The sequence below is a fragment of the Radicibacter daui genome (assembly GCA_030657355.1).
In the GTDB taxonomy this organism is placed as follows: domain Bacteria; phylum Pseudomonadota; class Alphaproteobacteria; order Radicibacterales; family Radicibacteraceae; genus Radicibacter; species Radicibacter daui.
Genome location: CP131056.1, coordinates 1,270,169 through 1,295,049 on the forward strand (window position 1 = coordinate 1,270,169; position 24,881 = coordinate 1,295,049).

Annotated in this window: 25 protein-coding genes; 13 read left to right on the plus strand and 12 right to left on the minus strand. The window is 61.9% G+C overall.

The features are described from left to right. Position 1: 1 nt before the first annotated feature. On the minus strand, positions 2-1,459 hold the full coding sequence (locus tag QTL98_RS06005) for an MBOAT family O-acyltransferase (RefSeq protein ID WP_445681319.1): 1,458 nt from the start codon (positions 1,457-1,459) through the stop codon (positions 2-4). A 36-nt stretch (positions 1,460-1,495) separates the two neighbouring features. Next, on the minus strand, positions 1,496-3,457 hold the full coding sequence (locus QTL98_RS06010; RefSeq protein ID WP_445681320.1) for a carbamoyltransferase C-terminal domain-containing protein: 1,962 nt from the start codon (positions 3,455-3,457) through the stop codon (positions 1,496-1,498). 475 nt (positions 3,458-3,932) lie between these two features. Here QTL98_RS06010 and QTL98_RS06015 point away from each other — a divergent pair, with 475 nt between their 5' ends. Together QTL98_RS06015 and QTL98_RS06020 are read left to right on the plus strand one after the other, a co-directional pair. Next, the gene (locus QTL98_RS06015) at positions 3,933-5,168 is read left to right on the plus strand and encodes a hypothetical protein (RefSeq protein ID WP_445681321.1); all 1,236 of its coding nucleotides are present in this window, start codon (positions 3,933-3,935) and stop codon (positions 5,166-5,168) included. Beyond that, positions 5,168-6,460: a cytochrome P450 gene (locus tag QTL98_RS06020; protein ID WP_445681322.1), complete on the plus strand. Its 1,293-nt coding sequence runs from the start codon at positions 5,168-5,170 to the stop codon at positions 6,458-6,460. Before QTL98_RS06015 ends, QTL98_RS06020 begins: the two co-directional genes overlap by 1 nt. 223 nt (positions 6,461-6,683) lie before the next feature. Here QTL98_RS06020 and QTL98_RS06025 read toward each other — a convergent pair whose 3' ends face one another. Then, positions 6,684-7,577 carry a LysR family transcriptional regulator gene (locus QTL98_RS06025; protein ID WP_445681323.1) on the minus strand — a complete coding sequence of 298 codons (894 nt, stop codon included), beginning with the start codon at positions 7,575-7,577 and terminating at the stop codon, positions 6,684-6,686. A gap of 117 nt (positions 7,578-7,694) precedes the next feature. Between QTL98_RS06025 and QTL98_RS06030 the strand changes: the two genes are divergently transcribed. Further along, complete coding sequence (locus tag QTL98_RS06030; RefSeq protein ID WP_445681324.1) at positions 7,695-8,639, plus strand: alpha/beta hydrolase; 945 nt, start codon at positions 7,695-7,697, stop codon at positions 8,637-8,639. 43 nt (positions 8,640-8,682) lie between these two features. On the opposite strand, the gene QTL98_RS06035 is transcribed toward QTL98_RS06030, so the two are convergent. Both QTL98_RS06035 and QTL98_RS06040 read right to left on the minus strand, forming a co-directional pair. After that, complete coding sequence (locus QTL98_RS06035; protein ID WP_445681325.1) at positions 8,683-9,633, minus strand: DMT family transporter; 951 nt, start codon at positions 9,631-9,633, stop codon at positions 8,683-8,685. A 102-nt stretch (positions 9,634-9,735) separates the two neighbouring features. After that, on the minus strand, positions 9,736-9,960 hold the full coding sequence (locus QTL98_RS06040; RefSeq protein ID WP_445681326.1) for a DUF1127 domain-containing protein: 225 nt from the start codon (positions 9,958-9,960) through the stop codon (positions 9,736-9,738). 160 nt (positions 9,961-10,120) lie between these two features. On the opposite strand from QTL98_RS06040, the gene QTL98_RS06045 reads away from it, so the two are divergent. Further along, positions 10,121-10,828 carry an ArsR/SmtB family transcription factor gene (locus QTL98_RS06045; RefSeq protein ID WP_445681327.1) on the plus strand — a complete coding sequence of 236 codons (708 nt, stop codon included), beginning with the start codon at positions 10,121-10,123 and terminating at the stop codon, positions 10,826-10,828. A gap of 12 nt (positions 10,829-10,840) precedes the next feature. Here QTL98_RS06045 and QTL98_RS06050 read toward each other — a convergent pair whose 3' ends face one another. Further along, positions 10,841-11,569, minus strand: a complete 729-nt coding sequence (locus QTL98_RS06050) for an SDR family NAD(P)-dependent oxidoreductase (RefSeq protein WP_445681328.1) — start codon at positions 11,567-11,569, stop codon at positions 10,841-10,843. 116 nt (positions 11,570-11,685) lie between these two features. Between QTL98_RS06050 and QTL98_RS06055 the strand changes: the two genes are divergently transcribed. From QTL98_RS06055 to QTL98_RS06085, 7 genes are all read left to right on the plus strand, one after another. Beyond that, complete coding sequence (locus tag QTL98_RS06055; protein ID WP_445681329.1) at positions 11,686-12,627, plus strand: LysR family transcriptional regulator; 942 nt, start codon at positions 11,686-11,688, stop codon at positions 12,625-12,627. 172 nt (positions 12,628-12,799) lie between these two features. Next, entirely contained in the window at positions 12,800-13,093 is a 294-nt protein-coding gene (locus QTL98_RS06060) for a DUF6916 family protein (RefSeq protein WP_445681330.1), read from the plus strand. Between the two features lie 54 nt (positions 13,094-13,147). Then, on the plus strand, positions 13,148-13,702 hold the full coding sequence (locus QTL98_RS06065) for a phage tail protein (protein WP_445681331.1): 555 nt from the start codon (positions 13,148-13,150) through the stop codon (positions 13,700-13,702). A 27-nt stretch (positions 13,703-13,729) separates the two neighbouring features. Next, positions 13,730-14,305, plus strand: a complete 576-nt coding sequence (locus QTL98_RS06070) for a phage tail protein (protein WP_445681332.1) — start codon at positions 13,730-13,732, stop codon at positions 14,303-14,305. A gap of 22 nt (positions 14,306-14,327) precedes the next feature. Further along, positions 14,328-14,867 carry a phage tail protein gene (locus QTL98_RS06075; protein ID WP_445681333.1) on the plus strand — a complete coding sequence of 180 codons (540 nt, stop codon included), beginning with the start codon at positions 14,328-14,330 and terminating at the stop codon, positions 14,865-14,867. 97 nt (positions 14,868-14,964) lie between these two features. Beyond that, positions 14,965-15,408, plus strand: coding sequence for a GNAT family N-acetyltransferase (locus QTL98_RS06080; protein ID WP_445681334.1), 444 nt, complete (start codon positions 14,965-14,967; stop codon positions 15,406-15,408). Positions 15,409-15,797: 389 nt separating this feature from the next. Then, positions 15,798-17,594, plus strand: coding sequence for an asparagine synthetase B family protein (locus tag QTL98_RS06085; protein ID WP_445681335.1), 1,797 nt, complete (start codon positions 15,798-15,800; stop codon positions 17,592-17,594). Here the strand turns inward: QTL98_RS06085 and QTL98_RS06090 are convergent. From QTL98_RS06090 to QTL98_RS06115, 6 genes are all read right to left on the minus strand, one after another. Beyond that, positions 17,569-18,411: a sulfotransferase domain-containing protein gene (locus tag QTL98_RS06090; protein WP_445681336.1), complete on the minus strand. Its 843-nt coding sequence runs from the start codon at positions 18,409-18,411 to the stop codon at positions 17,569-17,571. The genes QTL98_RS06085 and QTL98_RS06090 overlap by 26 nt on opposite strands. Then, on the minus strand, positions 18,408-19,337 hold the full coding sequence (locus QTL98_RS06095; protein ID WP_445681337.1) for an HPr kinase/phosphorylase: 930 nt from the start codon (positions 19,335-19,337) through the stop codon (positions 18,408-18,410). The genes QTL98_RS06090 and QTL98_RS06095 overlap by 4 nt, the downstream gene beginning before the upstream one ends. Before the next feature lie 18 nt (positions 19,338-19,355). Beyond that, positions 19,356-19,631, minus strand: coding sequence for a PqqD family protein (locus tag QTL98_RS06100; RefSeq protein WP_445681338.1), 276 nt, complete (start codon positions 19,629-19,631; stop codon positions 19,356-19,358). Beyond that, complete coding sequence (locus QTL98_RS06105; RefSeq protein ID WP_445681339.1) at positions 19,631-20,428, minus strand: hypothetical protein; 798 nt, start codon at positions 20,426-20,428, stop codon at positions 19,631-19,633. The genes QTL98_RS06100 and QTL98_RS06105 overlap by 1 nt, the downstream gene beginning before the upstream one ends. Positions 20,429-20,676: 248 nt before the next feature. Then, entirely contained in the window at positions 20,677-21,996 is a 1,320-nt protein-coding gene (locus QTL98_RS06110) for a serine hydrolase (RefSeq protein WP_445681340.1), read from the minus strand. Between the two features lie 251 nt (positions 21,997-22,247). Then, positions 22,248-23,024 (minus strand): proteasome-type protease, encoded by a 777-nt coding sequence (locus QTL98_RS06115; protein ID WP_445681341.1) that lies wholly within the window; start codon positions 23,022-23,024, stop codon positions 22,248-22,250. A gap of 371 nt (positions 23,025-23,395) precedes the next feature. Here QTL98_RS06115 and QTL98_RS06120 point away from each other — a divergent pair, with 371 nt between their 5' ends. Together QTL98_RS06120 and clpS are read left to right on the plus strand one after the other, a co-directional pair. After that, positions 23,396-24,094, plus strand: a complete 699-nt coding sequence (locus QTL98_RS06120) for a phasin family protein (protein ID WP_445681342.1) — start codon at positions 23,396-23,398, stop codon at positions 24,092-24,094. 409 nt (positions 24,095-24,503) lie between these two features. Then, complete coding sequence (gene clpS / locus QTL98_RS06125) at positions 24,504-24,878, plus strand: ATP-dependent Clp protease adapter ClpS (protein WP_445681343.1); 375 nt, start codon at positions 24,504-24,506, stop codon at positions 24,876-24,878. Positions 24,879-24,881 lie beyond the last annotated feature (3 nt).

Below are 24,881 nucleotides of genomic sequence, written 5' to 3' on the forward strand. Positions count from 1 at the left end.
TCTAGAACTTGAAGTAGAGGAAGCCGCTTTGGCTCAGATTGGCCAGGCCCAATACACCGGCGGCAAAACTGGAAGCCATAACCCAGCGCACCTCCAGGCACATCGCATTGATAATATTTTTGGCAAGGCCGCGTGCCTCCAGCCATTGCCAGAGTTCCAGCAGGGCAATGGCGATTATCACAATCTCCAGATTGTATCGACTTGTGTAAATCATCGGATGGATGAGCGGCGCATCGGCGCCGAATGTCGCTATATGCGTCAGAACGGCCCACAACATATCAACGCTACTCCAGGTAAGAGGCATGCCGATCAGGAAAAAGACGATCGTCCAGACATAGAGTCTTCCAGCCCAGTCCCACAGAAAGCGCTGTGCCGGTGTACGAGGGCCAACATTGTTTCGGATGCGCCAGCGCGCCCATTTGCTTTCCGGTATCGCCAGCAGGCCAACCGTGCAGCCGGCGATGGCCCAGCCGAGCGTCGGGCCGTGCCACAGGCCGATCACCATGCCGGTAAGGATCAGGGCGGCAGGTCTGCTGCTGGCGACAGAGCCGTGTTTGGCGAGGGGGCGCAGCAGGTAGTCACGAAACCAGGCGGTTACAGTAATGTGCCAACGATACCAGAAACGCATTGTTGAACTGGCTGCAAACGGTCGATCGAAATTTGGGCTTAGTTTGATCCCGAGCAGCATCGCCGAGCCCAGGGCCATGTCGGCGTATCCGGACAGGTCGCAATAATACTGATAGACGGTGGCGGGTGCGGTCAGCAAAACCACCAGTGGCTGGTATTCCAGCGGGCTCTCTACGATAGGAGCCAGCACCCCACCCAGGCGATCGGAAATCACAAGCTTCTTTGCCAGCCCCAGCACGATCAGGAAATATGCGGGCCCGACGCATGACCAATCAAAATCTCGCGGCTTTCGCAGTTCCTTTAAAAGGTGCCCCGCCCGTTCGATAGGGCCGGCCAGAAGCTGCGGAAAAAAGGCTACATAGAGGGCGAAATAGCCTAAATGCCGCTCTGCGGGGATGCGGCGACGGTAGATGTCGATCGTGTAGCTCAGCGTCTGGAAGGTGTAGAACGAGATGCCAAGGGGCAGGGTTATGTCGAAATGGCGGAAGACTGTCGGGTCTGCGTTGAGCAGCCCTGTCGAGAGCCGGCAAATGGCATCCCACACGACGCTGGCATACTTGAAGAAAAACAAAAGGCCCAGGTTGACAGTAAGGCTGCAGCCTAAAATCAGATTTCGAACTCTTGTATTTTTTTCTCGCTCCATTAACAGGCCGGAAAAGTAGTCGGTTACTGTCGACGCTATTAATATGATTAAAAAATCAACTCTCCAGGCTGCGTAGAAATAATAGCTTGCTGCAAGAAGCAATGCCCACCGGAATTTATGGGGAAGGGTGAAGTGTGCTGCGACAACGAGGGGCAAAAACAATAGATATTGAAAACTATGGAATATCATTTTGGGGCTCGCGGTGATGCCGTCTTGTCAGGTTTCTCAATCTACGAGAAGGCCGCCGGAGCCTAGTCCAGTTTCTGCCAGCATGGTGTTGGCCGCTGCGCTGCGCCGCAAGGCGACCGAGAGCAGGCGTCGCAGTTTGCGCACATCCTCCGCCCGGGTGACGTCGTAAACGCGGAGTTTCGGATCGGAAAAATAGGCCATGAGTTCTTTGCGCGAGAGGTTGTGCGGATTGTGCGTTGCCATCCACTCGGCATCTGGCGGAGGGCGCCTGAAATGCCGCAAGCCGGGTCGTTCGAATGGCTTGTCGGCAACTCCACTTGCTGATCCCGGCTTGAGCTGGATGCGCAAGCCGCAGATATAGGCGACTTCGATACCCTTCTCGCAAGCGAAGGCGAGTGCCCGCTCCGGATCGTCGATAATCGGCTCGCCCTTGTCGTTTAACGACGTGTTGCACAGAACTGGAACGCCCGTCTGTTCCTCAAAAGCGCGCAGCAGGGCTGCAAGCGCCGGATTGTCGTCTTCTGTGACTGTCTGAACCCTCGCTGTGCCGTCCAGATGACAGACTGCGGGAACCTGTTCGCGGCGATGCGGGTGAACTGGCACGGCTTGCAGCATAAAGGGTGATTGCCCTGCCAGGGCAAACCAGTCCCTTGCTCTTTCTGCTATTACTATGGGGGCCACAGGCCGCCACCATTCCCGGCCCTTGATCCGGTTCAGCCGGTCCTTTTGGCCAGGGTGCCTTGGGTCTGCCAGAAGGCTGCGATGGCCCAATGCGCGCGGGCCAATTTCGGCATTGCCGTCGAACCAGACCAGGGGGGCCTTCAGGAGGTCCTTCACCATCTGTTCCGGTCTTGTCGCCTCGATGCTGGCAATGCGGGAAGAGAGGGCGGAAGTGGAAAGAGTCCGGGCAATGGCGTGATGGTCTCGTCCATAAAACGCGGTCCCGAGCCGGAATGTGATGTTTTTTTCAATCTGGTGCGCATGATGGAGACCCATGCCCAGCGCCATGCCGGAATCGTTGACGGCCGGGGGCGCCACAAAGCCCTTGAAGCCGAAGTGCCGCATCAACTGGCCATTGGTGGGGCAATTGAGGGCAAAGCCACCGACCATGCAAAGGTGGACGTCCCCAGGCTTCACGGCAAAGCGCTTTAGCGCCTGCTCCACAGTTTCTGTGACCATTGACACCGAAGCCGCCTGAACGACTTTTACCAGCGCGGCGGTCCGGTTTTCTTCCGGCGTGAGCAAACTGTCCGGATCACTGAATTGCTCAGGCGCGCCGTCCGCCAGATTGTCGATCTCGCGGGCCACATTATCCAGCCATTTGGCGGCGGCGAAGCGGTCATGGATTGAGTGTAATTTGGGCGGAGGCGGGAACAGTTCAGCGGGGATGCGTATCGTGCTGGCGCTGCCGAGGGCCATCAGCGTTCCTTCTGCCAGGCCGCATCGTTCCCGCATCAAGGCCCATAACAATGCCGGCGAAGGTACGGGGAAAGGTGTGATGGAGCCCCGATCGGAGTATGCGCCGACGTAGTGTGGTTTATCCCAGGCGTCTGGATCGGCAACATGGTCCGGCCCTGCATCCAGAGATAAACACAAAATCCTCTCATTCTGGAACAGGGCTGAATCTGTCAGCAGGCCACTATAGAGATGGCATAGAGAGTGATAGGCAATATCTTGGCCCGACAGAACTGTCGAAGGTGGGGTGTATGTATCGGAAAGCCCGGGTGTTCCGATAATTTCGTCCATATCTGACAGGGAAAGGCCTTCTTCCGCCAGGGCGATGTTGATGAATTCGTGTGCGGATTTAACGTCTGGAAAGGAAAGGGCATGACCCTTCACGCCGGTCAGTCGCTCAAATTCCCAATAACGTACGAGTGTTAACCGGTCTTCCTCTCTGTTCCACAATGCCATGGCCTGATCGTGCCGACGCGATATTGCATAGGCAGAAGTGAGGGGGCACACATCTGAATATATAGAAAGAAAAAACTTGGTCTTCATTGGTGACGTGTGCCCCGAGGAGATTGAAGATTTTTATATCGGATGGTTTCGTGTGGATTTTTGGGAGAAGTGGTTGCGGACCGGGGTTTCTATTTTTTTATACCTGTTTCATGTATTTGGTTATATTTTTGGTAGATGTTGTCGATTTTTTGTGTGGTAATATCATAATATTTTAATGATTTTTTGTTTCTTTGTGTATGGGTGTGGTGTTCACGTAATTTTTACGGATTTTTTTGTGTGATGTAAATTCTGATGGTACGGTGTTTGCTTGTGGGTTGTTATATTTTATGCAGATTTTCGTATTTTTTTGTTATTTTGTTAATCTTTTTATATCATTGCTCGCCGTGGCAAGCCCGTATTCTGTGCCTTGGGGCGTGCGACGCCAGTGTTGAATTCGTGAGAAGGTATTTCATGATCGGGACACAGCTCATTGCCATCGGGCGCTCCTTCCTGACGTCGGTTTATACGGCGCGGGATGTTGCCGGACGAGGTGCTGCGCAGGCCTGCGGCGCTGATATTGCTGCAGGGGACCCGTCAGTGCGGGTTGCTGTTTATGGATAGCGGGGCTGCCGGTCGGGCGGCGCGTGTGCGTGAGGGTGTTCGCCTTGTTCGTCAACACCTCGACGACCATCCCGAAATGCGGGGTGGCTACGAGGCTGCTGTACGTATTTGCCATATCTTCGCGCGCCCGGCGTTCTACGAAATCAGTGACCGCTGTAATCTGAAATGTGAGGGCTGTTATTATTTCGATCCGGCCACCTTCCGTGAGGGCGGCGGGCATCGTGGTCGGTTTGATTCCGAATGGGATGGGTTTCTGGCCAGGGAGCGCTCCCGGGGCGTGACCATGCCGTACTTTCTTGGTGCGGAGCCTGCCCTGGAGGAGAAGCGGCTGCTTGTTGCGGCACGTTACTTCCGGCGCGGCAATCTGGGCACCAACGGTACTGTCCGCCTGGACCCTGACATTCCGTTCCGGATAAGCATATCGGCCTGGGCGGCGGAGGAGAGCGACGATGCCCGGCTTCGTGGCGGCAGTGCCCTTCGCAAGGCTTTGCGCCTGTATCAGGGTGATAACAGAGCCATCATTCTGTATACGGTCAATCCGGCCAATATCGATCAGGTGCCGCTTATGGCGCGGATTTGCCGCGACTACGGACTGCCCGTCACCTTTAATCTGTGGTCGCCGACGACCAGCCTGCTGGGACGGCTGAAATCCTTTACCGGCAATGACGACGCGTTCTTCCGGATCAGCACGCCGGAGCAGTCCTTGCTCCTGAGCGACGGGGATCTGGATCGTGTCCGCGATGTGCTGGCGCAGGCTATGGATGATTTCCCGGACACGGTCATATACTCGGCGGCCTATAATCGCTGGTCTACTCGCAGCGGCCCGCTCTACGACCTTGATCCACAAACCGGCTTTGCGCAGGACTGCGGGTCAAGGATTGGCGGCAGCTTCAAGTATTACGGGATGGATCTGCAACCGCAGTCGGTCAAATGTTGTACACCCGCGGTCGATTGCCAGAATTGTCGTTTATATTCGGGTGGATGGTCGAGCCAGTTTTCACCGCGGCCCGAGCATATCGCGACCCTTTCCGGCTTTGCTGACTGGATCGGGATGGTGCTGACAATCGGCCGTATTTTCCTGCGCCCCGAGACAGATCCCGAGGTTTTTGGTGGCAGTTCTGTGCAAGGGAACGCGATGGAACTGGCCTGATGTCCACCCCTCCGGCGCTGAAACTACGCCCGAAAGCTGAAATTCGTCCGACCACGGCCTTGCGGGCGATGCTGGATGCGGAAGCCTACTGGCCGCGTGAGGTGCTGGAACATCCCTATGTGTTCCTTGAGACCACGACGGGCCCCCTGCTTTTCCTGACGGGTCCTGACCTGGTGGAAGCGGCGGTCAGGTCGGATGTCCGCGACCTGCCGCGCTCGCGGTTGCAGCAGCGCTTTGCCGGCAATGGCACCGGACGCGAGAATGTCATTACCGATACGGGGGTGCGCAGTACGGCCCACCGCAAGGCGTTGGCTCCGTTGTTTCGTGCACAGAAGCTGCCCGACTACTTTCCCTTTATTCTGGCGACGATCCAGAAGGTGACAGAACCCTGGTTTGAGGCAGCAGACCAGGAGCAGGCCATCGACGTAACGCAAGCTTCGGTTTGCGCTACCTTTGGTGTCGTCTGGCAGATCATGTTTGGCGAGGCCGGGAGGCCCGTCCCGCCGCCGGCCGTGTTCGAGATGGCCAGGACATTGTTCGAGGCGGGTGCGTCCGGTCGGCTGTCTGCCACCTCGGCGGCCATTCACCGGGCTGCGGAAACCAGTCTTTTGCTCCGGCCATCCAATCCGCTGGCTGAAGAAACGCCATTCCGGCGCACGCTGCCGGCGGACTTCCCGCTGACGCAGCAGGAGGTTGAAGACAATGCGCGTTTCCTTTTAACGGCTGGCCATGAAAGTACCGCCCTGACCATTACCTGGGCGCTATTGATGCTGGCGCTTCATCCGGCCCTTCAGTCAGCCGCCGCGGAAGAAGTCCGCCAGCAGGCTGGTTCAGGGCCTCTCGACATTGCCGCCTTGCGCCGGATGGCCCTGCTGGGCCGGATTCTGGACGAGACAATGCGGCTCTACCCGGCCGCTATTGTGGTCAATCGCGAGGCCCCCAACACCATGGAGCTGGCCGGTCTGGCCGTTCCTGGCGGCACGCAGATCGCCATCTGTTTTTATGGTTTGCACCGGCATCGCAGCTGCTGGGATCGGCCTGATGAGTTTGATCCTGACCGGTTTCTACCGGCTCAGGTGCGCTCACGTCATCCGGCGGCCTTTATGCCGTTCTCTGCCGGTCATCATAGTTGCCTTGGCGCACATCTGGCCTGGACGGAAGCCATGCTGATGCTGGCTACCACCCTGCGCGACCTCGAGCTTGTCGTTGAGGAAGGCGGGGTCAAGCCTTATGCCAACTACACCTTGCGCCCCGACAGGCCTGTGTTGTTGCGCTTTGCGCGGCGCGGTTGAAATGCTGGTGCCGGCCCCTGCCTGCCTGGGGTGCCCCGGCGTCACCATCCTCGATGAGGATTGCATCAACAGCTTGGTTGGCGCCATCCAGCCGGATGACCTCAGCCTGCCGCCCAAGGCTTCGTACCCACAGGCGCTCGCCCACCATCTCGGCCTTTATTTCATGGCCTCGCGCGGCGCGGTGATCGCGTCGTCGCTGGAGGAGGCGGGCGTCGGGCCCGTTCTATCGGCGATATCTCAGGGCATCGACGACCAGTCTGAAGGCCGGGGAGGCTTGCCTGCGGCTCGGGTAGTAGAGGTGGTAGCCCGGAAGGGGCGGCGTGCTCCCTGCCAGAATTTGCACCAGCCTGCCGCTGGTCAGGTGCGTTTTCACTTGATCAAGCGGCAGATATGCTAGGCCGAGATCCCCGAGCGTTGCGTCAAGAATGAGGTCGATGGTGTTGAAGACCAGCGGCCCGTCCACCCGCACGCGTACCTCGCGGCCATCCTCGATCAGGCGCCAGGCATTCAGGATGCCAGAGGTGGGCAGGCGCAGATTGATCCCGCGATGTTCGACGAGATGCCGGGGTTTTTCCGGCCATGCATGGCGGCTGAAATATCCGGGTGAGCCGACGATGGCCATGGGGATATCCGGGCCGATGCGCACGGCGATCATATCTTTGGCTACCTGCTCGCCCAGCCGCACACCGGCATCGAAGCGGTCGGCAACCACATCGGCAAGCCCGTAATCGACGATGATCTCTACGGTGATGTCAGGATAGTCGGTGAGCAGCCGGGTGAGAGCCGGACAAAGAATGGTCTTTGCCGCATGTTCCACTGTGGTGAGGCGTACCGTGCCAGCCGGCCTGTCGCGAAACTCGCTTAGATCGGCAATGCTCTGGTCAAGGTCATGCAACATCGGCGAGAGCGTGCGGACCAGCCGTTCGCCGGCTTCTGTCGGCGCCACGCTGCGTGTTGTTCTGGCCAGGAGCCGCACGCCCAGCCGTTCTTCAAGTCGCCGTACGATCTGGCTAAGCGCGGATTGCGAAAGGCCCAGTTTGGCCGCTGCCCGGGTGAAATTGCGCTCTTCGGCGACCACTACCAGAGCAGTAAGGTCGGCCATCTCCTCGCGCTGCATTTATTATCTCACTTATAGGTTTATGCATTTTTTCGCCATAGAGTGATAACCGAAGCGATCTTACTCTTCCAGTCAGTCGCACCGCCGGTGCCGATCCGATGTCAGGAGGAACCTCAAATGACCAAGGTCAGCTTCATCAATTCCAACAATCCGGCCGTCACCCTGTCGGCTGTCATCAACCTGCCAGAGGGTTTTGCCGAGGGGCGCCGGTACCCCGCCATTGTCGTGGCCCATCCCGGTGGCGGCGTTAAGGAGCAGACGGCCGGCACCTATGCGGCGCGGCTGGCAGAATATGGCTTCGTCACCATCGCTTTTGATGCCTCCTATCAGGGCGAAAGCACCGGTGAGCCGCGCCAGCTAGAGAATCCTTACGTCCGTACCGAGGATATCAGCGCCGTCATCGATTACCTGACGACACTGCCCTACGTGGATAATGATCGCATTGGCGCCATGGGCATCTGCGCGGGTGCGGGCTACACCATTAACGCTGCCATCCAGGATCGCCGCATCAAGGCAGTCGGCACAGTCAGCGCCGTCAACATCGGTGCCATGTTCCGCAACGGATGGGAAGGCACGGTCAAGGATATCGACGCGCTGCCATATATCGAGGCCGGCTCGGCAGCTCGCACCGCCGATGCTTCCGGTGGTTCTATCGCCACCATGCCGTTGGCGCCGCTCAAGGAAGAGGACGCTCCGAACGAGGAGCTGCGTGAGGCCTGGGAATATTACCATACCCCGCGCGCCGAATGTGCGACGGCCCCCGGTTTTGCGGCGCTGCGCAGCCTCAACCAGATCATCACCTACGATGCCTATCACATGGCCGAGGTGTATCTGACCCAGCCGCTCCAGATCGTGGCGGGCAGTGTCGCCGGCAGTAAATGGATGAGTGACGACCTGCTGCGCCGTGCCGCCAGTGGCGAGAAGGCCATGCACATCATCGAGGGCGCCAATCACATGTCGCTTTACGATGGCGCCGCTTACGTCGCTGAGGCGGTGACGGTTCTCGGCAAGTTCTTCAGCGGCAAGCTGGCTCCGGCAGTTAACCGGGCTGCGGCCGAATAGTCATCCGCTCGCAGCCGGCCCAAAATAGTTTAGCCCGGCGTGGTTATCCCCGCGCCGGGCGTAGCCTTGCGCCGAGCCAGCCGAGCAGGCGCCCGTCGATGGTGATGAGGCCGGCGCCAATTGCCGCCATGCCGCCGAACTGGGCCAGCGTCAGCCGTTCGCCCAGAAAGAGCGCGCCGAGCAGGATGGCCGAGACCGGCACCAGCAGTGTCACCAGCGCGACATTGGTGGCCCCGGCACTCGCCAGCAGGCGGAAGAACAGGAGATAGGCAAAGGCGGTGCTGAAGGCGGCAAGGGCCGCGAGTGCCCCCAATGAAACGGTGCCGGGCATCGGCAACTGCCAGAACCCGTCCACCAGTGCCGCCATCGGTAGCATGATGAGGCTGGAGCCGGTCATCTGCCCGAAGGCGACGCTCATCGGCGCCACGCCCATGCGGGCAAAGCGCCGGCCGAACACGGCGGCAAACCCATAGGAGATGGCGGCGCCAAGGCAGGCCAGCTCACCGGCAAGGCTGCCGGAAATACCGCTGCCGCCGAGCGCTGGACCGATCAGGCCGGCCACGCCGGCAAAGCCGATCAGCACGCCGGCCAGGCGCCGCGTCGTCAGCCGCTCATCCTGGGTGAAGCGGCTTGCCACCAGAATGGTGAAGAGCGGCGTGGTGGCGTTGATGATGGAGGCAAGGCCGGAGGCGATATGTGTCTGGCCCCAGAAGATGAGGGTAAAGGGCAGGGCGTTGTTGAGGAGGCCCATGATGAGGAAGGCGCCCCACACCCGCGCCTCCTTGGGCAGTGCGACCCCGCGCAGGCGCAGCACCAGCGCCAGCAGCAGCGCTGCAATCGCCACGCGCCCCAGCACCAGTGTCATCGGCGGAATTTCCTTCACCGCCACCTTGGCGAAAAAGAAGCTGCCGCCCCACAGCACCGACAGCAGCACAAGCTGCGCCCAGTCGCGGGCGCTCATGGTCTGGCGGATGGCGGGGGGGGAGGCGTTCATCTCTGGCGTTTCCCTTTTTATCGTCGGCCGTTGCCGCTGCTGCATTAGAAGCATCGCCGCCGGCTCTGCCACCTGTTTCTTGCGATTGTCGCGGGGGAGCGGTCAGCTGCGCCAGAACGGTCGGGCACTCTCCCGCCGGCCCTCGGCCGCACTGAGGCCGATATCCGTCAGCAGATGGTCGCTGAGGTTTGCCAATTGCCGGCGGGTACGGGCCCGGCGGCGCCACAGGGCAAGCCGCAGAATGAAACTCGGGAGGCCGCCGCCGAACGGCGCCCGCAGCCGGGAGGGCCTCGATTGCAGGAGGGGTCGTATCGGGGTGAGGGTCATGGCGGGGCCTCCTTCGGGGATGTGTGCCGCATTCCCGCGGCGCCAGCCCATCCTTGCCTCGAAGGGGCGGGAGATGTTTCGGGCATCTCCGAAGCTTTGCCGGGTGACGGCTGCCGCCGGTGGGCCCTATCCTTCATTCCTCCGCTGAAAGGGCCGGGCCATGATCGACAACGGACCGTATTTCGCTGAAATCGCCGCCCTGATGGGCGATCCTGGCCGCGCCAACATGCTGACGGCGCTGATGGATGGCCGGGCCCGCACGGCCAAGGAACTGGCCTTTGCTGCCGGCGTCACACCGCAAACGGCAAGCGGCCATCTTGCCCGGCTGGTGGAGGGGGGCCTGCTCGCCTGCGTGCAGCAGGGGCGCCACCGCTATTTCCATCTGGCCGATCCACTGGTCGCCACCACGCTGGAGACGATGATGACGCTGGCCGGGAAGGTGCGTGCGCCGGCACCGCGCTGGCATGGCCCCCGCATTGGCGCCGACCTGCATCGGGCCCGTTTCTGTTACGACCATCTGGCCGGCCAGCTTGGCGTGGCCATCATGGATCATCTCGGCCATGCCGGGCATCTCTGCACCCATGGCACCGGGTTCGGCCTCAGCGATAGCGGCGAGCAGTTCTTTGCCGGCCTGGGCATCGATGCCGCCGCCATCGCCCGCCAGAAGCGCTGTTTTGCCCGCCCGTGTCTGGACTGGAGCGAGCGCCGGCCGCATCTGGCCGGTGGCCTTGCCGCCGCGCTGGCCAGCCGCCTTGCCGATCTTGGCTGGCTGCGCCGCCAGCGGGAGGGGCGGGCGGTGGAGATTACGCCGATGGGCCAGATGGAGCTGCGCCGGGTCTTTTCCTTCACCATCGCCGAAGCGGCGTGACCCGCAGCGCTATCACCACGGCACCGTGCGGCCCAGATAATCAAGATATTGCAGGCCCGGCTTGCCTTGCTGGGCCAGAAGCACGTTCACAAGGCTCGGAATGCTGTCCTCGATGGTCAGCGGTGCATCGGGGCCACCCAGTTCGGTGCGCACCCAGCCCGGTGCCATCGTCACCAGTGTGCGCCCGGTGCCGGCCTGACGGGCGGCGAAACTGCGCATGAACATGTTGAGCGCCGCCTTGGTGCCGCGATAGAGCTCGCGCAGGCCGCGCTCATTATTGGCGATGCTGCCCTGGCCGGAGGACATCACCCCGATCAGCCCGGTTTCCGGCACCTGCTCCTCCAGTGCCTCGATCACCCGCATCGGGCTCAGGGCGTTGGTGATCATCAGCCGGGTAAAATCTTCGGTCGAAACCTCGCCGATGGTCTGCATCGGCTGCGGGTTTGCGGTGCCGGCATTGACGAACAGCATGTCGAGCCGCCGGCCGGCAAGGCGCTTCTTCAGCGCCGCCAGCTCTGCCGGCTTGCAGATGTCGAGGGTTTCAATCTCGACCTGATCCGGATGGGCCTCGGCCAGATCGTGCAGCGGTGTGCGACGGCTGCCGCGTACGGTGCCGATCACCTGCCATCCCTTGCCGACAAACTCGGCTGCCATGGCAAGGCCGAGGCCGCGCGAGGCGCCGACAAGCAGGAGGGTGGGGCGGGAAGAAGAGGGACGGGCGGTAGCGCAGGAAGGGGTCATGGCAGGGTGCCTTTATTTGCGGGGCCTGCCTGCTGATATGACCTCACACCGCCTTTGCACCAGACGCACGGAATGCAATAGATGTTTGCATGTAACGCCCTGCGTGGAATGTGCCGATGGATCAGCCCGAGATGCGGCCGGCCGTGGATCTCAATCTCCTCACCGCTCTTGATGTGCTGCTGGCCGAATGTAGTGTAACCAGGGCTGCCCGTCGGCTCGGTCTCAGCCCGTCGGCAATGAGCCGCACCCTGGCAAGGCTCCGCAAGGTTACCGGCGACCCGCTGCTGGTACAGGCCGGCCGGGTGCTGGTGCCGACGCCCTATGCGCGCGAACTGGGCGAGCGCGTCCATTCAGCTGCCCTTGAGGCACGCACGCTTCTGCGGCCGGCGATCACCCGGCTTGATCTGGCGACACTGGAACGGACCTTTGTCCTGCGCGCCGGCGGCGGGTTCGTGGAGTTACTGGCCGCCCCGCTGCTGGCCGCTGTCTGCGCTGCCGCGCCGCAGGTCAGCCTGCATTTTGTGCCCAAGCCGGACCGGGACGCCCGGCCGCTGCGCGAAGGGCCGATCGATCTGGAGATCGGCATTGTTGTCACCTCCGCACCGGAAATGCGCACCCAGCTGCTGTTTCGCGACCGCTATGTCTGTGTCGTCCGCAGCGGGCATCCGCTGTTGTCGGAGGGGCCGGTAACGGTAGAGGCCTATGCCGCCTGCCGGCATGTGGTGGCAATGCGTCCGGGCGAACAGGGGGAACCGATCGAGCCTCTGCTGGAGGAGCGGGGCCTCAGGCGGCGGGTGGCGGTCACCGTGCCGGGATATATGGATGCCATGCGCCTTGCCCGTGCCAGCGATCTCGTGGCGCTGGTGCCGCTTTCCTGCCTCGGTAACCCTTCGGCTACCAGCGAGGGGGCGGTGACCGGCCTTGCCAGTTTTGAGCCGCCACTGCCGCTCCCCGGCTTCAATATCTGCGCAATCTGGCATCCACGGCTGGAGGCTGACCCGGCCCATCGCTGGCTGCGGGAAACGCTAGTTGCCGTGTGCCGCAAGGCGGCTTCCTGACGGCATTGATGAAAAACCGACAGGGATGATGCTTGTCTGCCCGCCCGCCGTCTGATTTTGGCGCCATGGATTTACCTTAATCTGTCGCTCAAAATCCGAAGCGAGCAATTAATGATTTATAAATATGACCAGAGTACTCATTTCAAGTGATCATCCGGGTCGGGGGCAATAAATGCAGAGGGTGGAGTACACGCATTTTATGCCTTTTATTAATAATACCTTTACGGCCCGCCGTGCAGAGGCGCAGGTGGAGATGGATTTGCTCCAGGTATCTACAAAAACAAGCAAGCGTAACAATTACTTTCGCGAAAACCCTTTTACGCTTGTCTTTCGTTGTGCGTTGAAAGTCATTCTCCCACAGGGCCTGTATAACATGGCGACCGCCGGCTTTGAGCCGATGGATATTTTCATCACAGCCGTGGGGGCAGACGCAGACGGGGTCATCTATCACGCCGTCTTTGACTAGATATCGGGCGTTCGTTGTTCCGTTTATCCCAAAGGGAAGGATCGGGAGGATCCCATGTCAGAACCTTATGTCGGACAAATCATCTTCACGTCGTTCAACTACGCTCCACAAGGTTATGCGCTTTGTGACGGGTCAACGCTGACGATCACCCAGAATCAGGCGCTCTACAGCCTGATCAGCAAAAATTACGGCGGGGACGGGGTGACGACCTTCAAGCTGCCGGATCTGCGCGGTCGCGTTGCAGTGGGAATGGGAGTTTCACCGGTTTCGGGGGCCAGTTACCCGATCGCGCAATATGGCGGAGCCGAAGGGGTGGCGCTGACGGCAGCGCAATTGCCAGCACACAGTCATGGGGTCAACGTCAGCAGCAATGTGGGCTCCATCGCCGCCGCCAGTAATGTCCCGTCGACAACGGGCAAGAGGCCGAATCCTGGCAGTCCTGACCCGACAACCATGTATGCCGGTGCGACCAGCGCGTCGCAGCTGGTCGCCCTGGACGGCCGGACTGTTTCCGACACTGGCGGAGGGGCGGCTCACAACAACATGCAACCCTTCCAGGTGGCCAGCGCCGCGATCGCGCTGACCGGCTATTACCCTCAGCGTCCCTGAGCTGGTGGCGTAGAAGGAGAAGACATCATGAGCGATGCATATGTCGGCGAAATCCGCCTTGTTCCCTATCCCCATTCCAATCCTCCGGTCGGCTGGGCGTTCTGCAACGGTGCCGTTTTGCCGGTTTCCGGGAACGAAATACTGTTTACCCTGATCGGCGGTGCCTATGGCGGGAATGGCACAACGACATTCGCCCTGCCCAACCTGAATGGCCGCGTTCTGGTCGATCAGGGCGCGGGTATGACGGTGCCAAACACGACGCCCGCAGGTGGTCCCCCCCTGACCGTACGGACCGTGGGGCAGGCTGGTGGCGCGGAAGGGGTGGCGCTGACGGAAGCGACGATCCCTCCCCATGACCATTCCTTCTCTGCCACCACCGAGGCCAACAGCACCCAGACCCCCTCGGGCCTGTTCTATGGCAGTAACGCCGCCAGCACCTACAGGCGTTATGTGAATCCCGTTCCGGCTTCCCCGACCTTGCTGGCTCTGGACCCAACCACCGTTCAGGCGGCCGGAGGCAATGCGGCGCATCTGAACCTGATGGCCGGGCTTGGCCTGCGTTACATAATTTGTATCAACGGCCTTTTTCCGGTGAAGCCCTGACGAAGAAGCGGGAGGAACAGTCATGAGCACGCCTTTTATTGGACAGATCTGCTTTTTTCCCTGGAACTGGGCACCGCAGGGCTGGTTCCTGTGTGACGGAAGCCTTCAGTCCGTCCGGCAATTCCCGGCCCTGTATAGCCTGATGGGCACGACCTATGGCGGTGACGGCAGGGACACCTTTGGCCTGCCTAATCTGTCGGGACGTGTTCCCGTAGGCCTGGGGACGGCGCCGGGTGGTTCGGTGGCCTGGGTTCCGGGCGGTGCCTATGGCGTCGATACGGTGACCCTGAACAGCACCAGCTACCTGCCAAACCACACCCACAACCTTTCTTTTGTAGCTGCGCCATCGAACACGGGTACGGCCGTCGCCGGGGCCATGCTGGGCAACATCAGCCCCAACCAGTTCTGGGCGGCGACGCCAGCGGAGGCCAACGGCACTTTTAGCCCTGCGGTTATGGGGCCGGCCTATAGCACGGCGCCAACCTCGCACGAGAACCGCCAGCCTTATCTCGTGCTCAATGCCTGTATCGCCTGGGACGGGGAATATCCCGAATTTCCCTGATTTCATCTCCATGACTGCGGCCCTGATCTTTCCAAAAGAGCGACCCTCCGGGGCGGACCTGCTTGTGCCGGGCGTGCATCTGCGCCCGGCACGAACCATGGATCTCCCTTTCCTGCGGCGCCTGTACCGGATCGGACGCGAGGCGGAACTGGCGCCCCTCAACTGGCCAGAGGCCACAAGGCGGGACTTTTGCCGTGCCCAGTTCGAAGCCCAGCATCTGGACTATACGGGCCGCTATCCGGCGGCCCGTTTCCTGGTGATAGAGGCGAAACGGGAACCGGTCGGGCGGCTCTATGTGGATTTCGCGGGGCAGGCAGTCCATCTGATCGACATCGCCCTGCTGCCCTCCCGCCAGGGGCAGGGGATCGGCAGTCGTATCCTGGTGGCGCTGCAGGACGAGGCCAGGGAAACCGGCCGGGCGCTGCGTCTCAGCGTCGCCCGCACGAACGGCCGGGCGGCAGGTCTTTACAGGCGGCACGGTTTCCAGGCAGAGGCGGAAGGCCCGACACATCTGTCTTTGATATGGAGCTCGGCCGGATAGGGACAGGGCGGCTTGTACATGCCGGTGGTTGATGCAATAATTACATGAATATTCAAAGCTCAAGGGGAGTATTGACCGTGGACCGTGATGATCGGGGGAACCCGGACGCTCAGGGTGCGGAGACGCAATGTGGGACGCGGCGCGCCTGGCGTAAGCCAACCCTCGACGTGCTGCCGGTTTCGGCCACGGCCGGTGGCAGCGGTTCCACCTGTGAAACGACGAGTGTGTCGAACGCTTCCCAGTCGTCATAATACTTTGATCGCCCGGCACGATCGCCCGAGCCGGGTTGCGGCATGGGCCTGATATACGGGCTTGCCGGGCCGCAGGCCCAGGTCCGGGCGGTTCCGGCGTTTGTCGCCGGGTCAGGGGCTTCGGGTACCTTAAGCAGGTTGGGTGACGAAGAAGTCCTGTTCATCCAGCAGGGCGCGGTGGACACGCCGCAATCGGAGTTTGAAACCTGGCCACTTCGGGTGGATGGCGGGCGGTTTCTGCTGTGTTTCGATGGCCGCCTAGATAACCGGGACGATCTTGCGCGCCTGCTGGGCCTTGAATTGTCCGACACGATGCCGGACAGCACGCTTGTCTCCGCCGCCTGGACCCGGTGGCAAGAGGCGGCGCTGCATCGGATGCTGGGCGATTTTGCCCTGGCCTCCTGGGACAGCAGGCGCCGCGAACTGATCCTTGCGTGCGACGCCGGCACGGGCGGGCGTCCGCTCTATTATCATGAGATGTCCGGCCATATCGTCTTCGCGAGCAATCTGGCGTTGCTGCTGCGCACGCCGGGCGTTCCACGCGATCTCGATCTGCCCGTTATTGCCGCCTCGGCGCACTGGCAATGGCCCTCCGATGGCCGTACCTGGTACCGCCAGATCCAGCAGCTGCCGCCGGCAGGCCGGCTCCGCTGGTCTCAGGCGGGAAGCCAGGTTGAGCGCTACTGGCGACCGGATCTGTCGCGCCGGGTGCGTTTTGCCCGCGATTGCGAGTATGTAGAGGCCGCGCGTGACCTGCTGGACCAGGCCGTGGCGGCGCATTGCCGGGTGGCAGGTCCCCTTGTCTGCGAACTTTCCGGCGGCCTCGATTCTACGGCTGTTGCTGCTACAGCGGCCCGCCTCAATCCCTCCCGTCCCGTCCATTGCATCACGGTGGTGCCGGATGGGCAGGCACGACAGCTGCCGGAAACGGGCCGGGTCTTTCACGATGAATGGCCGCATGCCGAGGCGGTAGCGCGCCTTTATCCCAACATTATCCCCCTGAGAGTGGAGGCAACGGCTCCGACGGCCGCGGATCTGGATCCGGTTGCGCGTTTTGCCCGGCTCGGCTCTCCCGTTTCCAACCTTTATGACCGCAGCTGGTTCGAGGCGGGGCGGCAAAGAGTGCGGGGCCTGGGGGCCGGGACGGTACTGGCCGGTACCAGTGGCAACCTCACCCTGTCTCATGGCGGCCTGCGGCATCTGACAGATCTGGCCCGGCAGGGGCGATGGCTTTCGTTGTTCCGGCATGCCGGAGAACTTGGGCAATGGTCCGGGCTGCAAACGACGCGGTTGCTGCGTCAGGCCTTCCGGACGGCGTGGTGGCCTGATGAAGGCCCCGGCGATTTGGGGCCGGCGGTCGGTGAACTCCATCGCCAGCTGCCGTTAAAGCCGGATAATGCAGGCTCGCGTGATCTGCGTGAACGCCTGCTCCTGTTCGAGCGTCTGGTCGAGGGGAGGCGGATGGTCAGCTCGTTCGCGCGGCACTGGCAGGGGATCGATCTGCGCGATCCACTGGGGTACCGGCCGTTGCTGGAGTTCTGCCTTGCCATTCCCCCGGCCCAGTATCTGGCGCAGGGCATGCCGCGCTCTCTGGCGCGGCGGGTTCTGGCCGACCGGGTGCCGGCCAACGTGATCGGAGAGGCACGGCGGGGGCGCCAGGCGCCAGAGCTATCGACAACGATCTGGAATAATCGGCAGTCCCTGCGCGCGGCGCTGGACGCTATGGCCCGGTCAGAGGCGGTGTCGGAGCTCCTCGACATCTCCTGGCTGCGCGCTACGCTCGACGGGCTGCCCTCCTCGGCAAGCCTGATCGGTCAGACCGATGCCATATCCCTGCGGCTTGCTGTGGCGGCCATGGCCATGGGCCAGTTTGTCCTGTGGGCTGAGGCGGGCATGCCGGGTCTGGAGATCACAGGTAACCGAGCCGTTCCATGACGTCCCCATGCCGCCGTTCGATGCGGCTGATCTGATCCGTCGTCAGCTCCCGGCGCCATTGGCCGGCCGTGCCGGCCCGGAAAAAACGCTCTGCCTTCATCGGGCGTTCAATGAAACCATTATCCAGCTCCTGTTGTTGCAGTTCCTGGAAACGGGTTGACCGCACAACGCTATCGATCACGGCCTCCGGGGCGGGCTGTCCGGCTGCGGCAGCCAGGCGCCGGATCGATTCTGCCGGATCGGCCAGCATCTCCTCATAACGGATCAGAAGGGGGGTGCAAGGGCCACGGTCGAGCCAGCTTGTGACATTGCTGCTCCAGTCGCTGACAAGCTGGCGGACCTGTACGTCCAGCCTGTCGCGGGAGGATGACAGCGCATAGCCGGGTGATTCCATCTTCCCGATCGCCTCGTCGATCGCGACACCGGCATGATGGGCCAGCGAGATGGCAACGTCGCGCGGGTCGCGGACGATATAGATGGCGCCCTCGGTGATGTCGGGCGGAAACAGGGGTGTTCCGTCACCGACCTCGATACAGGCCTCGTGCGTCTTGCGGAAGGCGGTGGCGTGCAGCGCCTGCGCCTGCTGCCGGTAGACATGAGGTCTCGCCGCCTCGATTTCAGCCTGGGTCAGGAGCGAACTGTCGATATCCAGCAAAATGTCGAAGTGCCGGCGGCTGGAGGAGATTGCATCCTCGATTCCGCCAAGCCGGTTGATATCGATATCCCCGCCGCCTGCCTGCAGTCCGGCAAGAACGAGGCGTACCCAGGTATTGCCGGATTTCGGAAAGGAGGCGATCCAGAAGAGACCGGGTTTCATGGCGGGCTGGCGGTTTGGCCGACCGTATCAAGTACGGCCGCAATGAAGTCGGGCAGGGCTTTGAAATTCTGCGGCCGCCGGAGCAAATAGTGCTGAACCTTAGGAGCGATGCGCCCGACATCCAGAAACAGGCGCTGTTCCAGCCCCATCCGTTGGGCTGCATGCAGGCGGTAGATCTGTGCCCGTGTCGCCTGGATTGCCGGAAAACCGGCAAGCCGCTCGACGACCGGTTTACCGGGAAGGCGGTGGACTCTCAGATGGAAGATTGTATCGAGCGGACGCGGCTCGGGCAGGAACTCCGTTCCGACGGTTCTTTCGAACTTTTCCAGCTCCTCGCTTGAGCGGATATGCCGGCCCGGCACAAGATCGAGCGCGGAGAGGCTGTCCTGCCACAATCCTTGCCGGGGCAGGGCCGGCATTACCATGGGGCCGTCCGGGGCGTGAGTGTCAATGACGGATACGTCATCGGCCAGCAGCCGGAAGCCCCGCCGCGACAGGGCCGCCGCCAGGGTCGATTTGCCGGTGCCGGAATCGCCGGCAAAAGCCACGGCACGGCCTGCGATTTCAACGCAGGCTGCATGCAGCGGAAACCGGCCGCGCTGATGGCAAAGCACGCCGAACACGGTACCGGACATGAACAGGGCAACATCCTGTTCCGTCCCTTCCGGTTCCGCTGAAACCGTGATGCGGTTGCCGTCTTCGATCAGGTAGGCCGCAATTCCGCGCATGGCATAACGGGCGGTCATTGCTCCTGCCACCTGAAGGAACGGACCCTGATAGGTGGTTCCGGCAAGCGTTTCCGGTACCGGTCCCTTGCGGATTTCTACATCGGCCGGTGCATCCTGCGGTCCCGGCCAGGGGAGAAAGCCCGGAAGCCGGATATCGCTGTCGAGGTGCAGGCCATAGGCGTAGTAGTGGAATGTCATCGCGTGTGTTCGCGCGCCTCAGACGATGCGGACGAGATCGGCCTCGACCATCTTGCGGGTAATCTCCAGGACATCGCGCTCGATCTCCTCTCGCGGGGCGTCGAACACTTCCACCAGCTCGTCGCACAGTTCGCCAAGCCGCTTGGCCGTCTCAAGCCGGCGCAGCGCCTCTGCCGCCGTCTCGTTGAGGTTGAGATAGACGCTGTTTTCCGTGTCGAGGATGACCATTTCGCCATCAGCGGAAACGGAGAGCAGGTCTGGCCTGGCCTGCACCCTGTCGTTCAACCCCAGCATTACGCTTTCCTTCCTGCCCCGTCGTCTTCCGGACTGTCGACATCGTAGGCGACCGGGTCGAACCGCAAGCCTTTGCCGCCGTTAAAGTCTTTATAGGTCTCATCCCCTATTTGGAAGGCAATTTGGATCAGGCGGAGCAGGGCGGCGGCATCGCGTTTTGCCTTGGGGTGGAGCGGTGGCGGCGGCGCGCGATACAGGGCGGCCAGCTCCTGTTCTATCGCCTCCAGGGCCGGGTCGAAACTGTAGCGATCCGAGGGGCCGCAGGACTGTTCGTAATTGGTGCAGCCGCGCCGGATTTCCATGCGGATGGCGGTGCCAAGGGTTGGTTCGGTGTCTATGGCGGTGCGCAGATCCCGATGAAGTTGCCGTGCCATCTCCAGACCATCGGCGTAGACGACGCCGAGATAGGTGTTGGGGGTACGGGCGTCCAGCGCCTCGTTGCGGACTTTGGTCGAGCAGGGAAGCGGTTCGAAAATACGTTTGAGTGCCATGAGGCCGCGTAAATCGGCAGGCCAGACGAGAATCTTGTAGCAGGACCGGCAGCCATGAGGCACCTGCGCACCGCCATAGGCGGCCTTGAACAGGAAGTCATTCAGGAACTGGCAAGGCGGGGGCGAAGGACCATACTTGATCAGTGTGGGCGTGTCGCTGGTCAGCAGGGATGTGCCTGGGTTCGGCGCAAGCCGGTACCGGCCATCCTCATCCACAACGATCCGGCCTTCTGCCATGGCGCGATCCAGATTTTCCTGAATGGTGCGCCCTGCAACCCTGAAGGAGGCCGTTTGCGGGCTGATCACTGGTTTTGTCCCCACCGTTTTTGCCTCATCTTCATTCCGGGCTCGGGCGTCAAACCATCGCGGCCGTTTCTGAGCGGTGCCGCTCGATCATTGTTAGGGGATTTTAAGCGGCCTTGCCCGGAGGGCACAAGCGCCGCTACGGGCAGTCGCGGCGAGGGCGATTGCTGGCGGATAACTCCTGGAATGAGAAAAGGCGAACCCTGAGGGTCCGCCTTTTTTGTTCGTACCGGTCGGAAAGGAGCAGGGGGTCAGCCCTGATCGTCCTTCATGACCAGGCAGTCATTGCCAACGCGCTTCAACTGGCGGCAGGCCTGCAGGGCTTCGGCCTGGTTGAGGCCGATGAAGCGGGCGCGGTAGATGTATTTGCCGCTCTTGAGCTTGCCCGGAACCACCTTGGGCTCGAAGGCGCCCAGGGTCGCCACCTTGCGGTGGGCGGTATCCAGCGCGCTGTTGCCGGAGGCACGGTCGCCGAAGGCGCCGATCTGGATCATGTAGGGGTCGTCCACCTCGGCATCGAAGGAACCGACCGGACGCGGCGGCGGCATCACGATGCTGGTATCGGCGCTGGCGACATCGAAGCTCCTGAGCTGCGGGGCCGGGGCCTGCCTGGCCACCGTCTCGTCGATGGTGCTCTGGGCACGTTCGACCGGCAGCGGCACGGCAGCCGCAGGGGCGGCGCTCGCCATCTGGGTGACCGGCAGCGACGGCGAGGTGCCGACCTTGTTCCACGAAGCGTCGAGCAGCTGGGCCATCTGCTTGTCGCGGATGTTGGCGGTCGGGCCACCCATCACCACGCCCACGAGGCGGCGGCCGTCACGCACGGCGGAGGAGGCGAGGTTGAAGCCCGAAGCACCGATGAAACCGGTCTTGAGCCCGTCCATGCCGTCATAGGAGAGCATCAGGTGGTTGTGCGTGGTAATGCGCACGCCGGCCACCGTCGCTTCGGTATCGGAGAAGTAGTGATAGAACTGCGGGAAATCATGGATCAGCGCCCGCGACAGCGTCGCGAGGTCGCGTGCCGTGGTCTTCTGGCGCGAGTTCGGCAGGCCGCTGGCGTTGGCGAAGGTGGTGCGGCTCATGCCCATGCGGCGCGCCTGCTGGGTCATCAGCTGCGCGAAGGCCGGCTCGCTGCCGCCCAGATTCTCGCCCACCACGACGGCGATGTCGTTGGCGGACTTGATGGTCAGGGCATGGATGGCTTCTTCCACCGTCAGCGTGCGGCCCGGGGCAATGCCGATCTTGGACGGCGCCTGGGCAGCAGCGTGGGAAGAAACCTTGAACGGGGTGGAGAGCGAGACCTGCTTGTGCTGCAGCGCATCGAACAGCAGGTAAAGCGTCATCATCTTGGTGAGCGAGGCCGGGTAGCGCGGCTCATCGGCGTTGCTTTCCGCCAGCACGCGGCCGGTGGCGTAGTCGATGATAATCGAGGCATCGCGTGCCGGCTGCGTCACCGGCTTTTTCTTGGCGGCCTCTGCCGGGCCGGAAAGGCTGAGAGTAAGGGCAAGGATGGTTGAAAGGACCAGGACGAAGACGCCCCGTTGGCTACGGCGATTAAGTGTCAGTGCCAAGGCGGCATCCCCTCTTTAACGATAGTCCTGAACCCGTATCCCGACCCATGCCCGGGTGGTGCCCAATTCCTGCTTTTCTGGAGCCACTATAAAAACCAATGATTCCAGTGTCTAGGCCTGCATTGTTCACACAACGCAGGAAAAAATCAAGAACCTGCCGCAATTATGGCAAGAGAAATTTGCCAAGCGGTTAACGCCATGTGTTCATCTTGAGGTCGGGCCGGCGGGTCAGGTGCCGGCCACCCGGCACATCACTGCTGGTCGGAGACCAGCGTCAGCCCGGGGCCATTGCCGGCAGCGGGACGCGGGTTCGGCAGCAGCGGCTCCATCCAGCCGCCCTCGGGCATGCTGGCCACCAGAGCCTTGATATTGCTGTTCCACCACTGGCGCTGCTCGACCATGTCATCGGCCTCGAACTGGGCCTGGCGCCAAGTGCGATCCTTGCTCATGCAAAGGATATCAAGCGGATAGCCGACATCGGACGCGCTGACGCGCGTGCTGTCAAAGCTGAGATAGGCGATCTTCAGCGCCATGGTCAGCGGCGTTTCCGGCGTCAGCGCCCGGTCCACTATCGGCTTGCCATAGGGGGTCGCGCCGATGGTGAAGTAGGGCGTGCGCTCATCCACGGCCACCCAGTTGCCTTCCGGATAGACCATGAAGAGCTGCGGTTCCTTGTCGTCTGCCAGCTGCCCGCCGATGATGGCGTGCAGGTTGAAGGGCAGGTTCGATTCCTCGAGGAACGAGCGGTCCTCCTCCGCCACCCTGCGCAAGATGCGACAATATGCGTTAAGCGCGTCCAGCACGGTATCGTAAGGCAGGGCACCGCCGTCATTCATCTCGCGCTTCCAGTAGGCGAGCACCTTGTCGCGCACGCTGCGCAGCCCCGAGCTCATGAAGAAGATGCGGTTCTTGCCTTCGCCAAGCAGCACGACCTTGCGGGCCACGGTTACCTGCGTGCCGGCGGTGATGCGTCCATCCGCCAGAACCACAAGGCCTTCATTGATCTTCATGCCGAGGCAGTAGGTCATCTTGACCGCTTTCCAGTGAGGGAGAGGGACCGGTCCAGGTCGGTCCATCCAGAGTATGTCCGCCACCTTGCCGCAGCTTGCAGGATAGTTGCACCAAAAAAGTGGGATAGTAACCGCATGGGTAATCACCACCTTGGGCTGGTGGCCGGCGTGCGCCTTTCGCAGGCTGGTGAAGAGCTTATTGTGCAGTGCACAAAATTATTGACAAATGGCCGAAATCGTCGGCATATTTCCTTATATTGCGATGCAACAAATCTGTGACAGGCAGTGCATCGCCCGGCCCGTCGGTTTCCCCGCCTCCTGAAGGCCCGGCAGCCGTCGCGCCCATCTGGCAATCGAGCCAAACCTGACCTTCCGGAGGAGTTTGCGACATGGCCACCAATACCCCCGCTACCGCCGCCACCGATGCGGCCGCCGACACCGTTATCGAGACGGCCGCCAAGGCAACCCGTCCCGCTGCCAGGGCCGCCGAGGCGGTGACCAAGACAACCCGCAAGATGGTGGCGGTCGAGACCGCTGCCGCCCAGGCTGCCGTCGATAATGTCGAGGCCGCGATGGAAGCGGCACGCGAGACGATGACCCGGCAGTTCGAGCAGTCCGTCGAACTGGCCCGCCAGCAGCTTGACCGCCTGCGCCAGCAGGTGGAGCAGAATGTCGCCGTCAGCCGCGAGCAGGCCGATACCCTGCGTGCGCAGGTGGACAAGTCCGCCAAGAGCCTGTTTGCCGGCGCCGGTTATGTCGGTGCTGCCGGCCGCGAGGGGCTGGAGGCAGTGACAAAATCCGGCGCCATCTGGAGCAAGGGCTTCGACGAGATCGGTGCGGCGATGGTCAAGTTCGCTGAAGCGTCGCTCGATCTCCAGGTCGAAACCTTCCGTTCCCTGCTCGGTGCCCACAGCCTGCGCGAGGTGTTTGACCTGCAGAGCGCCTATGCCCGCTCCAGCTTCGACAGTCTTATGAGCGAAGGCACGAAGCTCGGCGAAAATATGGTCAGCCTTTCTACCGCCGCCAGCGAACCGCTTACCGATCAGGTGACGGTGCTGGTCGATCTCTGGTCGAAGAAGGCCGCCTGATCCGCCTTGCCCGCAGGTATCTTGCCGGGCTGGCTGGCCGGGCAAGGTTGCGGGCCGAGGGGTTTTGTCAGCAAGGGCGCCTTTCCGGTTTCGGGAGGGCGCCTTTTTTGTCTTTGGGAGGGGCACCGGATGCACCGCGGCGGCATCCTTCGGGGTGCCGCGGCTATGCTTAGGGAGAGCTTGTTCACACAGACATTTTGGGGTGCTCTTTTAATCGTGCCCGGTTCACCTAAATCATGTTGGTATCGTGGTCAGCCGCCGGGGCTTCCTGCCTGAGATCGAAGGGTGAAGGGCAGCTCTTTCGCCCCCTGTTCAAGGGTGCCCGGCTTGGCTTACCATGACCTTCTGAACCTGGCTGGCGGCCGCCAGTCCGGATGCGGGATCGAGAGTAATGGAAGGCACAGCGGTAATGGTCGAAAGTCTCTCTGCCTCTGGCGTGGTGACGGCCTCTGGCGGAACGGACGGCGGTGGGTCGGATCGTAACGGCGATTCCGGCACCGGCGTCGTCATCAAGACGCGCGCCAAGACCAAGAAGCCGTCCATGTACAAGGTTCTCATGCTGAATGACGACTACACTCCCATGGAGTTCGTCGTTCATGTTCTGGAGCGGTTTTTCAACAAGAGTGGTGAGGAAGCCACCCAGATTATGTTGCATGTGCACCGGCGCGGTGTCGGCGTGTGCGGCGTGTTCACCTACGAGGTTGCCGAAACCAAGGTGAACCAGGTCATCGACCTCGCGCGTCAGCATCAGCATCCGTTGCAGTGTACCCTAGAGAAGGATTAGCGG